The organism is Aliiroseovarius crassostreae (assembly GCF_025137635.1).
Taxonomy (GTDB): domain Bacteria; phylum Pseudomonadota; class Alphaproteobacteria; order Rhodobacterales; family Rhodobacteraceae; genus Aliiroseovarius; species Aliiroseovarius crassostreae.
Genome location: NZ_CP080772.1, coordinates 2,318,240 through 2,333,124, shown reverse-complemented (window position 1 = coordinate 2,333,124; position 14,885 = coordinate 2,318,240). Strand labels below are relative to the sequence as shown.

7 protein-coding genes are annotated in these 14,885 nt (G+C 52.1%); 4 read left to right on the top strand and 3 right to left on the bottom strand.

The features are described 5' to 3' along the window. The first annotated feature begins 19 nt into the window (after nucleotides 1–19). The 4 genes from K3J57_RS11150 to K3J57_RS11135 all read left to right on the top strand — a co-directional run bounded on the left by K3J57_RS11150 (nucleotide 20) and on the right by K3J57_RS11135 (nucleotide 8,326). Nucleotides 20–784, top strand: a complete 765-nt coding sequence (locus K3J57_RS11150) for a hypothetical protein (protein WP_259795916.1) — start codon at nucleotides 20–22, stop codon at nucleotides 782–784. A gap of 145 nt (nucleotides 785–929) precedes the next feature. Beyond that, entirely contained in the window at nucleotides 930–2,246 is a 1,317-nt protein-coding gene (locus K3J57_RS11145; protein WP_259795912.1) for an SIR2 family protein, read from the top strand. After that, on the top strand, nucleotides 2,246–4,087 hold the full coding sequence (locus K3J57_RS11140; RefSeq protein WP_259795909.1) for an ATP-binding protein: 1,842 nt from the start codon (nucleotides 2,246–2,248) through the stop codon (nucleotides 4,085–4,087). Before K3J57_RS11145 ends, K3J57_RS11140 begins: the two co-directional genes overlap by 1 nt. 672 nt (nucleotides 4,088–4,759) lie before the next feature. Then, entirely contained in the window at nucleotides 4,760–8,326 is a 3,567-nt protein-coding gene (locus K3J57_RS11135; protein WP_259795906.1) for a PIN domain-containing protein, read from the top strand. A gap of 187 nt (nucleotides 8,327–8,513) precedes the next feature. Here K3J57_RS11135 and K3J57_RS11130 read toward each other — a convergent pair whose 3' ends face one another. The 3 genes from K3J57_RS11130 to K3J57_RS11120 form a co-directional block, all read right to left on the bottom strand. Next, entirely contained in the window at nucleotides 8,514–13,643 is a 5,130-nt protein-coding gene (locus K3J57_RS11130) for a RecQ family ATP-dependent DNA helicase (protein WP_259795904.1), read from the bottom strand. Nucleotides 13,644–14,201: 558 nt separating this feature from the next. Further along, nucleotides 14,202–14,366 carry a hypothetical protein gene (locus tag K3J57_RS11125; RefSeq protein ID WP_259795899.1) on the bottom strand — a complete coding sequence of 55 codons (165 nt, stop codon included), beginning with the start codon at nucleotides 14,364–14,366 and terminating at the stop codon, nucleotides 14,202–14,204. Beyond that, entirely contained in the window at nucleotides 14,363–14,875 is a 513-nt protein-coding gene (locus K3J57_RS11120; RefSeq protein WP_259795897.1) for a 3'-5' exonuclease, read from the bottom strand. The genes K3J57_RS11125 and K3J57_RS11120 overlap by 4 nt, the downstream gene beginning before the upstream one ends. Nucleotides 14,876–14,885 lie beyond the last annotated feature (10 nt).

The following is a 14,885-nucleotide window of genomic DNA, read 5'->3' as shown; positions in this document are numbered from 1 at the left end:
GCAACCAGGAGACGAAGTGATGACATCAACGCAACATCAACAGCTGATCAACAATGCGCGTAAGTTCTCGGAAAAACTGGCGGCTGAGGCACGTTCTGACGTTTCCACCAAAATTCTCAAAGTAGACGAAGCTTGCCGTAACATCATGTCGAATGGCGGTTTGGTTTCGATGAAAAGCGTTAGAGCTTGGCTGAGCACCAACGTTGGCCTAACGATTGCACCGCAAACACTAATGAACAAGCGCCAGGACAAGTTGACAGGCGAGAAGGTTCACTCTCCATTCAGAGTAATCATCGACAAGTATTGTGAAATTCAGAGCATTTCTTCTTCCTCCCCCTTCAAGGAAAAAAGGGCGCAGAACCTTGGTTCGGTCGTAATGAGCGAAGCAGAGCTCGCGTCGATCCCAGATCACCAAGTTCGTTACAAGGTCCAATTGCTTGCTGGTCGGGTTAGAAATCTGGAAACACAACTCAATCAACTTAGGACCATCAGCAAGCTACCAACGTTACCCAGAAATACCCTTTGCGATGAGGCTCAAAGAGGCCATGAAGAAGGTGTGGATGCCGTTTCAAACAGCACGAACCAAGCATTACACGAAGCGGAAATCGCAGCTTTAGCTGAATTCTTGAAGCCAAACGCTCTGAAACGTCGTGGACTTGGATTTGATGACTTAGGTCGTTTGAACGTTACGCACCCGGCAAACAGAAAGAGGAAAACGGTGCCTATTTCGTCTCCAGAGTTGCGAACAGCACTGGAGAAAATTCTCAGATTTCATGATGCCTGAGCAATGCAGCGCATTGCGCCAAAGACACCCAACCCAAATCATAGGCTTGCGTCGAGTCATATGAAGCACATTTGCTTTGCCATATTTACTAAGAGCGACCACCCCCATAACCTCAACCCAAAATTGCAGCACGGAAAGACATTTAATGCAAAAATTTTGGGATCATCATCCAGAGGGAGAAAAGTCCTTACTTCGCCTACTCACTCGTGAAGGTAAGTGGTTACGTTGGGAAAACGAACAGGAAGACTCCAGCGATCATTCCAAGAAGCCAAAGCCGGGTTGCAGAGCACATGTCGAAGAAAGGATGATGGAGGCACTTCATTCGACAAATGTGGTAGTTCTGCTCGGATCTGGAGCATCATTCTCCGCAAAAAATGAAGGCGGTCTTAATGCGCCTGGCATGTGGCATCTTTGGCAAGCTGTAAGACAAAACTTCGGATCTGCTGAATTTGATGACGTTGCCAAGTCCGTAATTGGTCACGTTCCTGCCAACGGTGAAGAAAACATCGAAGAACTGCTGAGTTTGTGCAAGATATCCATCGAGCTACTGGAAGTCCGAGCACCGAAAGATGGTGAATTTCCTGAGCAGCCAAAGCTCGATACATTGAAGAGTTTTGTTGCTTCTGCGGAAGCTACGATTTTGGAGCAGGTTAGTTTTGTGAAGAGCAAAACTGAACTGCCGGCTCATTCTGGGTTTCTAAAAAGATTTGCTCGCCGATCTCCTGAAAAGAACCGAGTAAAGTTGTTTACCACCAACTACGATCTATGCATCGAAACTGCTGGCCTCGGACTCGGCATTGTTCTTATTGACGGTTTTTCCCACAGCGCAGAGCAGCGCTTCAATCGAGACCACTTCGATTATGATATTGTCCGGCGCGATACAACCGGCGCGAAAGCTAACTATCTCGATGGCGTCTTTCAACTTTATAAGCTTCACGGATCGGTCGACTGGAGAAGACGATCTGATGGGGTTGTCATCCGAAGCCAGGAGACCCCAAGCGATACCCTTGGATCAGTATTGATATACCCTCGATCCTCGAAGTATCAGGAAGCTTTCGAGAGCCCGTATCTCGATATGTTCGCAGCATTGCAAGCAGCACTACGCGAGCCAGACACGACCCTAATAGTTTCTGGATTTGGGTTTGCGGACGATCACATCAGCGCGCCTATTTGGTCATCTCTTGAAACTAACCTATCGTTACGCTTGGTGCTTTGCGATTGTGGTTTTGTGCCAGACCACAAGTTGTTTGATGAGGAACAGCAAGAAATTGACTTCAGCCTTGAAATACAGCGCACATACCAGAAGAAGATCGCCCGTCTCGTTCAGCAGGGTGACACGCGAATTACTATGTTGAACGGTCGCTTCGAAGATCTCGTCGATGCGGTTCCAATGATCGCGGGGAAAACAGACCGTCAGCTTTTGCAAGATCGGTTGGAAAAATTGCGTGAGGCAGACGAGTAATGAACACCCTGGCTTCGATAATCGACCCGTCAAAGCGCATTGGGACTGTAACTCGCGCAACGGCGAACATGACCGAGTTAACCTTGCCTAAAGCGTTTGCGCCCCTCGGTCGCCGCGGGATATCCAAAGGGTCTGTCGGAGACTTTGTTTTCATCGACTGTGATCGAACAGCGATTTTGGGGCGTATTACAGAAGTCGTAATTCCAGAACGCCAACGTAGTGCCTTGGAAACTCAAATCGAATCTGATCCTTCGATTGATCCACAAGGGCGCGTTCAGCTGCTTGCGACCGTTAGCAAAACGACAGGTGAGGTGACACGGGGGATTGCCACTCAGCCGAATGTTGGAGACGGAGTATTTCATGCGGAAGGAGAAGCACTGACTGCTTCCATCAAAGGTGCACTGGCGAGTGGCATAAAGAGTGATGGAGCCCCCCTTTTCATTGAGTTGGGGAACTTATCTGGTCTTAATGAAGCCAGCCTCAGCATTCCTCCCGAAAAGCTCTTTGGAAGACACTGTGGGGTCTTTGGAGCGACAGGTGGAGGCAAGAGCTGGACTGTTTCGCGCCTCGTAAATGAGGCTGTGCGGATCGGCGGAAAATGCATTTTATTCGACCCCACGGGAGAGTTCACCCATAAGGTGGGCGGTGCAAAACAATTTGCATTCAGCGAGGCCGGTGACGATCAGCCATTGGCTCGCTTTCCAAGCGAAAAACTGTCTGAGCTGGATCTCCATGCGCTTCTTACACCGACTGGTCAAAGCCAAGGACCAGCTTTACGACGGGCGACCAAAAGCCTTCGGATTTCTCGCATTCTTCAGGCGAACGAGGTGAAATTCCCGACAAAAGTAGATGGTGGACGTAAGACTGTATTGATTCATCACGGTGACAATCCTGTAGGAAATGTGGTGATCGAAGATCAAGGGACAATTGAAAAGGCAAACCAAAGCCGCGTGGCATTCAGCAGAGCGGAGCTCGACCTTGCCGATGAACTGGCCGCCGAGTCCTGCCAATTTGATTTTGCATCCTTATCCAGACAGGTCAGAAACGAGTGTGTCAGGCCTGTTCATAATAGCAACCCTTCACTGTTTGGGCAGTTGGACATAAGTGCAGTGGGATACTGCAACTCTCTAATCATTAGGATAGAAACGTTCCTTACGTCACCTGAATTGGCCTGCATGTTTTCAAACGACGGGTTAGACATATGCGCTGAGATTGAGCGGTTTTTGGCAACGCCCGATGAGAGGGCGCTTGTTTTGTCGTTTGAGCGTGTGAGTTTCAAGCACAACACCCGCGAACTTCTACTAAACGCGTTGGGGCGTTACTTACTAAACTTGGCACGAGAGGGGCGGTTTAGAAAGAACCCATTGGTTTGCTTCCTGGATGAAGCACATCAATTCATTGGCAAATCAGTCGGAGATGAATTTAACAGCGTTAAACTTGATGCCTTTGGGTTAATAGCAAAGGAAGGTCGAAAGTATGGCCTGACTACTGTAATTGCGACACAGCGCCCCAGGGATGTCCCCCAAGATGTCTTGAGCCAACTTGGGACATTGTTCGTCCATCGCCTCACCAACGATCGAGATCGTGACACCATCGAGCGCGCGTGTGGGGATCTTGACAGAAGCGCGGCTGCGTTCATTCCTTCACTGGCTGCGGGTGAAGCAATTATGGTTGGCCCCGATCTCCCTGCCCCGCTTCCAATCATGATGGGGCGGCCGGAAAAGGGACAACAGCCCGAAAGCCATGGCCCCATGTATCAGGAGTATTGGGGAAATTCTGTGGAAGTATTTGATAGTGAAGCTCCCATCGAGCCGGGTGATGCAGCACAAAATGCGATTTGATCGTAAGAGACGTTGGGACATCAAATTTCAGAACCCTCACCCGCTTTAGAGACCACAACGAAAGACAGCCCTCGCGCAAACCTACCCGGAAATGTTCTGCGCGATCGGCGCAAAGCGTAACATTCGGCGATTGCAGAAGTCTAAGAACCCTATAGCGGATGCTGCTGGATTCATCCTTGTGGTTCATTGCCACGTAGTTGTCGACTTAATCGAGAAAACAGAAGGCACCAGTAATCCACTTGCCTTCAGTGAATCTCGCCTCAGATGCTTGGGTTGGTTTTTCCTTTCCAACTTCAATAGTCGGGCAAAACACCCTACCTGAGGGAAGTTTCTCACTATTTTTCAGTTCACTATTGTGTTGAAAGCCAGCGTTACTTATCTGAGAATTTACCGATTTGGCCTCGCCTAATGGCTGAGTGCTTTGGAAGACACTGCAGCGCCGATTCAACAAGTCGCTATTTGAGCAAGCTTTTAAGCAGGGGAACACATTATGCTTCAGAATGGATACTTGATCGCGGGGATCGTAGTGGCAATCGTGGCCGTTATTGGATTGTTTTTGAAGTTCCGAGAAAAGCCGACTTCTACTAACAATCAAAACGCAAATGTTTCAGGTCAAAACAACTCTGTTACTCAGAATTTCAACGCTTCTGCAGGTGGCAAGACCGAAGACAAATGAACATCGGGTTTACCACAATAAAATCTTGGTTGGCCTCAAGGAAGCAGCAGAATTCTCAATCCTCAAATGTGGTTGGGGACAACAACAATGTTGAGCAAAACATCAACATATACGTTGCCAACGGAGAAGAACTTCAAAAATCACTGAACTCAGAGGCAGCGCTGCGGGAAGGTTCGGATTGGAAGACAGCCATTAAGGCCGACGCCATCGCAGATGATGACTCGGAAGAGTTCAAGCATATTTCCAAGTTTCGTGAAATTGCAAATGAGGGCGATAGCACTACTGCTTTGAAGCTTCTTGAAGGCCTCAAGGCTGATGAGAGATTTTGTGATGGGTTTGCCGCGTTTCGCCTGCGCTTCAATATCGGCGTTGTTCTTCAGAATATCGGTGAATATGAAAAAGCAAGCGCTGAACTAAGAAGAGCACATGCTTTTGCTCCTGAGCACCCTAAGGCAAACGCTGGGCTCGCGCTCGCGGATCTAATTGATGGCAGGGATGAGAAAGCTCTTGAACATGCCGCAAGCCTCCTTTCGACCGAAGGTGACCATGTAAATCTTTGCGCCGCTATCTCCCTTAACGCCGCTAAGCGTCTCAAAGTAGAGTTTGACATTGAAGGTTACGAGCATGTCGACACATCGAATGAAGATGTGATCATATCGCGCTTAGATTACGTCGAGGTCGTTCATCCTGATCAATTTGACTCCATGCTCAGGGATGCGATCAATGCAGATTCTGAAAATAGTCGGCTAAAAACTACTTGGGCGCACGCAGTCCTCAAGGACGCACAGCAAAACCGAGCTTTTCTCCTGGGTTCTAAGACGGCCGAGGGTTTCGAGAAAGATGTAGCGGAATGCGCGTCGATACTTGTGGATGAACTTGAGTGTTCACTGGTTCAAAATCCGCCCAACATGTTGTTACTTCCATCGGCGGCGAACAATGCAGCAGTTGCACTGCGTCTGAATGGCAGAGACGCTGAAGCAGCTACTTTACTGGACCGAGTATTAACAAGCTTTCCAGATCTCAAAGAGGATCTCGCTCAAATTCGAGCAACACTATTTCTACAACAAGATAAGGTTTCCGAGGCTTTTCAACTCATCTCTCCAATGCAAGATCAGGCTGAATTTCAGGTGATGGCGTCGGAGATCGAAGCCCAAATCGGAGAGCCTGCCGCGGCTCTCGAACGCATCAATTCTGCACTTTGCCTGACAATGCCCGATGGGCTTCGGTGTCAAGCATTGGCTACGAAAGCCAGAATTGGGATAAGCCTATCGGAACGAAATGCTGCGGATGAGGCCATCGAGGAACTAAATGCTGAATTTAGCGGGGCTCCTGAGCTGGTGCTTCTTAGATCAGCATATTCCAGGGCATTCGAGTTGCAATCGGCAGCCGAAGAAGTTGATGGCCTACCCACTGTAGGAGACGAAAAAAATACCAAAGATCAAGAATTCCTCGACAGTCTCGAAGATGTCGACGGTTGGGAATTTTTTGATGTTTTCCAAGCTGCCAATGAACTGTTCTTCCGTGGCTTCTATCGTCAAAGCTGCGAACTGCTTCGTGACAGAGTGAGTTTTTCGCATGAAAGCCCAGCGTTGCAGCTTCTATGCGACTCTTGCATTCGAGGCGGGATGGCGACACTGGCCAGGGAAATTAGCGAGCGCCTATCCAGTGACGTTCAAAATTCAACCTTCGGCTGGAAATTTGGTGCAAACACAGCAAATCTAACTGGTGAAGTTTCTAAAGCCACTCCACTGACGAGAAAACTATTTGCGGCGAACCCAACTTCTCTGAACTCTCTTCAATGGTATGTCCAAGCCTTACTTCGGATGAATGACCGTGGCAGGGTTTGTAGAGTCGTTAGAGAACTGAACGACGCCGATTTGGTCGGCGCGGTCCCCGAAAAGCGTCAATATGTCAGCTTGCTTGTTTTCTGTGGAGAAATTGAACGCGCCAGAAATTATTCGTATCGGCTATACTGCGAACACCCAAACGACCATCATTCCTGGATGGCTTTGAGCGCCAGTGTTTTGGCACTCGGGTCATCACCCACCGAAGCAAAAGACCTCTGGTTGACCAATGTGGAAGAGAACGCGGCTGTTGAGGTGATTCAGCCGTCAGGTGAACGGCGTAAGTATGTCCTGGAAACTGATATTGAGCTTTTTCCTCTGCGCCAGGAAAATATCAAGTTGGACCACCCCATCGCCAGAGCGCTTTTGCACCTGAAAGAGGGAGATTCTTTCGAGTGGCCTCTGACAGGGCAGGATGGAAATGGTTCTATCGTGCGCATCAAACACAAGGCACTGGATGCTTTTCACTTTGTAATGCAGCGCTTTGAAGAACAGTTCCCAGATGCAGATGGATTCTCGTCTGTGAAGTGCGATCCCACAAAAGATGATGGACTTGAGGAGGTCATGGATCTTCTTAGGCAGCGCGCCCAATACGGCCAACAAAAAGTCACTGAATACCAGAATGGATCCCATCCTTTGGCGATGCTCGGGGTTACATTGGGAATTGATCCGATCGACACTTATCTCGGCATTCACCGCGACAGCGGTGCTGCGGTAAAAGTGTCTTCGTGCAAGTCAGAAGACCAAGCTAATGCCTCGGCATGGCTAAGGGCGGCACGAAAGAAGGGAATCCTGCTCGACGCAATCTCTGTTTATTTGCTACGCCGCCTTGAACTTACAGATGTAGTGGAAAACGAATTCGGACAAATCGGTGTCACGCAGAACACAATAGATGTTTTTACTCGTCGTCTCCATGAGGCACAGACCATGGGTGGCTTTGATGATGATGGAAAGCGCAGAGCCGGGAGTATGTCTTACAAAGATGGCCGAATTGTGCTGTCGGAAATGTCTGAGGAAGAGATCAAAGACAAGGTCCGTCTCCATCAGGCAGACTTAGATTGGCTGCAGGCCTCATGTGAACTTATACCAGCGGTTGCGAAAGAAGACCCATCTGATGAGATAATTCGAGTAAGAAACTCCCCAGGCGGAGAGTTCTTGGATGATCTTTTTGCCTGTGATGGTAGCGGTCGAGTTTTGGTGTCCGAAGACCTTCATCTAAGGCAATGGGGCCAAGGGCTTTTCGGAACAAATGGTGTATGGATACAAGCGCTTTTGTTCCACCTCGAAGAGGAGCTACTTATCTCTCCCCAAAAGGTGGTTTCTGCTTCAGTTCAACTGCTCGGAGCAGGTGAGCAGGCCCTGAGCATAAATAGCTTTCGCTTACTTATAGGCGCTAAGATGCTGATCTCTGGTGAACTCACCGAGCAAGAATTCCAACTACTAAGTAGCGTAATTGGTCAGCCAGGTGCTGAGATGGCCTCACACATAGAAGTTGCTTTGGAAGTTATTATTGGGCTTTGGACAATTGGCTCCACCTTGCCTATCAGGCATCGCGCGACAAGCATCATCCTAAGAAATCTCGTTCGGCACCAAGGTGGTAATAGCGCTGTGGTGATGGACACGATCCAAACCCGGGTAAAGTTACTTGATATCAAAGAATATATGCAAAACTGGAGGACTGGTCATTTCATCGTGCACGCAAAATCTTCTGAGGCTTAGATCCAAGTCTCCTAAGTCCAGACAACGCATTGTGCATTGTTGTTTTGATGCCTTCAAAATCCACATCGCCTGTCGTTGTTCGAAACCACGTTGTATCCCTTTTGGGATCGGCGTCGATGCCAGCTTCGGCAACAATGGGAACTGCATTTAACACCATCACTTCATTGACCTTCTTGTTGTTGATTGGCTACGAAATCTTAGCCTCCTCCACGCCCACTGGCAGAAATACCAGTTCTGGCAGCACGGTTTCCCAACTGTCGCGCTTGAGGTATTGGATGTAGTCTTCACCATTGTCGGCCTTGCGCCAATTGATGATTGCTCCGACGCACCCGGACGCGAGGATATGGCCATCGGGGGGGCGCCAGGCTTTTGCCATGCGACCGAGCGTTCTGTTCTGGGTGTCCATGAGCACCCAACGCGGTTCCTTGAACACAAGCGTCAGCCGGTCTCCAACAGCAATATCCCGCACGGCTGGGTGAACATCATGGCCGTCACGCTGCCGGCCGGCAAAAGAGAGGTCTACAACATCCAGGTTCGGCAGCTGGTAGATCTTGCGCGAGGGAATACTGTCGCCCAGATCGGGAACAACCTGCCGACGCAATACCGCTTTCGACCAGTCTTTCAAAAGAGGGTGTTCTCCGCTGGTCAGAACTGTCAGGCTTTGTTGCGCGCGGGTCATGGCGACGTAGAACAAGCGCCGCGGCGCATCGCGGTCTTCGTTTCGGGACGCACGCTCCCAACCGCCGTTCAGAATGGCCACGTGGTCAAACTCAAGCCCCTTGGCGCGATGGGCCGTAAGCAGCAACAGACCTCTCTGCTCTCCCCGCGTGTCTCTTGACCATTCTGCAATCCACTCGATGATCTCTGGGACATGCATGTCCTTGGTCTTCAACTCGCGCGCCAATTCGGCGACACCTTCCGCCAAAAGATCCACCCATTTGTTGCCAGGCTGAGTATTCAGGACGTCCAGGATATCCTGAATGCCAAGTAGTTCTCCCTGCCTTGCTCGCAGGCCAGCTACGAGGGACTGGGTTTCTCTGAGACGCCAGATGTTGGGAAGGTTCTCGTTGGCCATTTCGACCTTGAGCCCTTTCTTTTCAGCGTAGGATCGAACCGCACTCAGCCCTTTCCAGTCCCGAGAGATCACTGCGGCACGTGACCAGCTCCATTTCGGATCCAGCCGGGAAAGACGGATGAGTTCATCAATGGCGGCCACCGCTTGGGAAACCTCCCCACGCGGCACGTCGAGCAACTGAACACTTCCTTGCGCAACCGTATCCGCCCGTTCGAGCCGCCCGCCTGGCGGCAGGACCGAGCGGTTTGTGTTGATGCGGATTTCATGGTCGACTTTCATGCGATCCGGTGCCGCAGAAATGACCTGATTGGCGGTTTCGATGATATTGGCGGTCGAGCGGTAGTTCTCTACAAGGAAGGATGGCCGTGCCTTGTAATCCTGTTCAAACCTCCGAATGTAATCAATCGACGCGCCGTTGAAGGCATAGATGTTCTGGTCATCATCGCCGACGGCGAAGAGGCTCAGTTTCTGATCCGCATCTTCCAGCGAACGACCGGCCACGGCTGAAATCAACGCATATTCCTCGGGGCCGATATCCTGGTATTCGTCGACAAGGATCCAGCGATACCCCTGGATCAGGCTTTCACGCTGGGCTTCGGCCTCTGACTTCGACAGCCCCTCGGCATCGAGCAGGCGAACGGCGTCCAGGATGACATTGTCGAAATCGCTTGTGTCGGCCTGCACCCCGGCAAAGCTTGCGCCAACCAGCTTCATCGCCAGCGAATGGCAGGTAGAGATTGTAACGCCAGCGGCATCATCGCCTACCAGAGCACGCAGCCTGAACCGAATTTCCGCGGCCGCATGGCGATTATAGGCGAGCACCAGGATACCGCGTGGATCTTCCCGCTTCATGCGCAGGAGATAGGCAATGCGGTGCACCAGAACGCGGGTTTTTCCCGAACCGGGTCCTGCCAGAACCAGCACGTTGGTGCTGTCGCGGTCGTCCGTGACAATGCTCTGCTGAACCTTGTTTCCCAGATCCTCCACAATGGCCTTCCAGGAGGCGCTGGTGGTTTGCCGCCGGACTTCCCGAGCCATGCCGGGCATCCACCGTTTCATAAACTGATCCTTGTTCAGAAGGAAATAGTCCTCGGACAGGCGCGCCGCATCCACCATGGTTTTCAACCCGGTTTCGGCATAGGTCGCCATCACATGGGTCTGCAATGTCTGCTCGGCATAGTGTTCTTCCAGCGGAAGGAAATCGGATTGTGTGAACTGTCCCCCTTCGGGATTGATATAGACCGTCATCGCAGGCCGGAACACGGTCAGCCCCTTGCCCAGGGTGATAATGCCCTGTTCATGCAGCCAAAGAAGCGAGCGTTCCAAAAGCTTGGTCATGTCGCGCGCGCCGCTGGTCTTGAGAAACGCATCCTGCGTAAGCTGTGCCAAAAGGTCGCCTACGGTTGTTTCTACCTGCAGGTCTTTGCCCCGCGCGCCCTTGTCCAGTCGCCCGATTAGGTAGTTGAGAAGAAGGCCAGCCGCCTGCCAGCGCAATTCCGCGGTCCGGGCAATGGTTCTCCAGGGCCGCGCCAAAGTAACCTGCAACGTGTTGCGGCTGACCTTGCGCAACGTGATATTGCCTCGACCACCATCCTGCCCTCTGCCATCCCTTGAGATGCCGCGCACCAGCTTGTCGATGATATCCGGCCGGACATCGTGATCGCCTCTGTCCCTGAGATTCTGACAGGCCTCTGCAAGGTTCAGAGGTGTGGGGGTTTTGTTATCGGCATCCGGTGCCATCTCTTGCATCAGCTTGATGAGGTCGCCTTCCAGCTTGGAGGCTTGAGACAGACGCGCAGACGAAGCGTTCGCCACACCGACATGGACGAAGACAGTCATCGCCACATCATTCCGGGCGATCCCAAACGCTTCCAGGTTGGCCATAGCCTTGGTCAAAGCGCCCGAGGATAGCCCGCTGACACCGCACAGCTCATCGGTTGAAACCCCCTCATCTGTCGGAGCAGAGATCAGGTGTTCGACGATTGCATAAAGTTCGTTGCGGTGTTTTACGGTTATATCGGCCTTGGCAAGCCGCTCTTTGGCCTCAGAAAGTGAACGGACCCTCAAAGAAGATGGGAAGATCTGCACCCGGTTTTCTTCGCGGGTGACAAGCGTGGCCTCCTCAAGCCATGACACGGCCGTCTTGACGCGCGTATCATCCGTTGCGCTGTCTCGCTCGAATTCCAGGTCCTTTTCGGAGCGGACAATCTCGCCGGACGTGGCAACAACCTTGCCGGTCTTGCGGGTGCGCTCATCAATGCGCCTTAGTGCCTTTAGAATGGCCCCGATCTCATGTCGCGCAAGGCGAGAGCTGGCGGACAGGCGGAACTGGCGTTCGACATCGTCACCGGCGAAGAGCAACACGCAACTGGCGTCCTCTCGATCCCGACCAGCGCGCCCGGCTTCCTGCAGGTAATTCTCTAAAGATCCCGGAATGTCCGCATGGACAACCAGACGAATGTCAGGTTTGTCGATACCCATTCCAAAGGCGTTTGTCGCCGCGATCACCCGCAGGTCCCCGACCCTAAAACGCTCCTGGATATCCTGCTTGTCATCGGCACTCAGCCCCGCATGGAAGTGTGCGGCATCCAGACCTTGAGATTTCAGGAAATCGGCGACTCGTTCGGTTTCCTTGCGTGTTGCGCAATAGACCACGGCACCAGATCGGCCATCCGAGGGTAACAACTGCTCTATCGCGCTCAAAACATCGGACAGCTTGCTGTTTTTGGTTGTCGGCTGCACCTCGAATGTCAGGTTGGTCCGAGAGGCCCCGCCATCGAGGGAGAGCAGCTCAACGCCCGTGCGTGATTGGAAGTGGTCCATTATGTCGGCAACCACTTCCGGCTTGGCCGTCGCGGTCAGGCAGATGATCGGTGCAGGCGGCTGATCGCCGGAAAACTCCTTGATGAACCGCCCGAGATAGCGATAGTCCGGCCTGAAGTCATGCCCCCATTTCGAGACGCAGTGCGCCTCATCAATCGCCCAAAGCCCGACCTCTCGCTGCGCCAGGACGGACCTGATGGAGGTGCTTCTGAGCTGTTCGGGCGAGATGATCAGGATGCCCGCATCCCCCATACGCACCTGATCAAGCGCGTCTTGCCGTTCTGGCATGGACATCATGCCGTTGATGGTCACGGAACAGGAAATGCCTGATCGTTCCATCCCCTGCACCTGATCCGCCATCAACGCCACAAGTGGCGATATGACCACAGTGAGCGCACCGATCTTGTCGAAGCGATTGAGGGCCGGCACCTGATAGCAAACGGATTTGCCCGTGCCCGTCGGCAAAATGCCCAACAGGCTATTGCCGGACATCGCTTCATCAACGATGCGCTCCTGCAGAGGCCTGCCATCCGGATCTACGGGCTGAGGCCGGAAGCTCTCGAACCCGAACCACTTGTTGAGAGCTCGGACCGGATCGTTCTGTTCGGCACACCATCCGCACCCCGGATCCTTGCAGGAGCTATCCCGCAAATGCCGCACGATCAGGGACGCCTCCCGAAATTGCGCACGAACCCAAGGCGGCATCACGGAATCTCCGCCAGCCACCGTGATCCATGACAAGGCATAGGCCATGGGCCAGCCATTCTGCGGATTGGCAAGCCGGCCCAGCGTCTGTTCCAAACGTTTGGCACAGGCGCGCCCGTCCAGCATCTTCCTGATCGCATCAAACGCCTGTTCCTGAGTAGGAGGCGGGAGCCCTCTCAGATAGCGAAAGACTGCATCAAACCCGGCAGCGGGTTGCGCCCTGGTTGTCAGGTAATGATAAGCCCGCAGCGCCGCCGGTTCGCTTTTTGAAAGCTCAAGAAAGGCATCAAGCTGGTTGGCCAGCACTTCAAAAACAAGCCGTGCGTCCAGTTCGGGATCATTGACATGCCCTGTGGCAAGCCGCCCATCATGATAGTGTTTCACCAGGTGGTGGTAGGGATTGCGCGGAAAGGCGAGCGGGTTCAGCCACAGCGTATCAATCGGTGCCTGCATGATTTTCGTGAGCCGTGGTCGCGCTGCAATCAGATGCTCCATGTCATGATGTAGGAAATTGTGACCAATCGGATGCCCAAGATTGGCAATGGCCTTTTCCAGTTGATCCAGATGATGCGCCAGCATATCGCCACGGGCATTCAATGCCGTGCTTTCGTCAATCCGAACCGCCGCGAATGCAAATATTTTTGCATCATTGGGATTCACCTCAAGATCTATCGAGATGCATCGGGACAAGAATTCTGGATGGCGATTTTCCATGCGAAACTGCACTCAATCAATTGTTTCGAATAGAGAATACGTTTCGGTGGACAAGCACAACCCAAACTGGTGTATTTCGGATCATTCTATACCTATTTAATGTGCGATTGGGCCGACAGCCTCACTTTGTCTGTTGTTGGACAATTTTTCCTGCACTTCAATCACCCATACTTCCCACGGCCAAGGCCCGTTTACCATTGCAATGACTGAGCCAACTGACTGGCAGAAAGGTCGGTATGTCGACATCGCAAGTGGCAACCATGCTCTCCATCTCATAAGCTGGCACTTCGGAACTGTTCGATGGCGTGATTTAGAAAAAAGGGCGGCTTTGCGGTGTTTTGCCGTTCGCTTTGCTTTTCAGCATGGGCTGTCAGGGCTGGCGAGATGCAGCGCAGGATCCCTCAAGCAGGTGGTATGGCGCGGTTTCCTTAAATTTTTTGACGAGGTCAGGATCGTTGATTGGATCGCGCCCAGAAGTTCTGACCAGATGACGTAAATATAGGAGAGTAGCAGCTGTAATGAGCCCCACGCAGGCGCTGAATGCGATTTCAAACCCTGTCATTTTCGGGTCTCCTGCAGCAGATGATAGGGCGCGTGTTTGACGATATCGCTGACGTCGGGCTCTGGCGTAGGACGCGATTTCCACCAAAGGATCGCGGAGCAAACGTATCCGGCAATCACGGAGCTCACACACAAAACTAAAAGCGCCGTTTCAATGATCATTTCCCTACTCCTGCACGCCAAGCATAACACAATGCAGCAGCATCGTCGCCCGCTCTGTGGACAGTCTCGCGCTGCGACAGCGCCCTGTAAACTCGGTGAAACCGCCCGGGATTGACTGAGCCGTTGTCACAAAACGCGGACCAAGCCAGTTGGTCAAAATCCGCAATCAATGGGCCATCTTGACCAAGCAGGCGATTCAGCCAGCGTTGATCGAATTCTGGCGCATCTGAAACCAGAACGCGGTCATGAACGGCCTCATGCAACCATCCAGCGACACTATCTGCATCTTCTGCTGTTTCCAGCTTCAGTTGAGAGATCCCATGGACTTTTGCACTCGTATCACTCCAGTCGTCCAAGGGCCAATTGGCACGCGGCCTGATCATCTTGCTGTGGGAAATGACCTTACGCCCCTCCAACCAGGCAACGCCAACTTCGATCGGCCAAGAATCTGGCGAAAGGCTTGAAGCTTCAAATTCAATAAAGACAAGTTTTTGCAGATTGTTGGTCAAAGCTTTATGC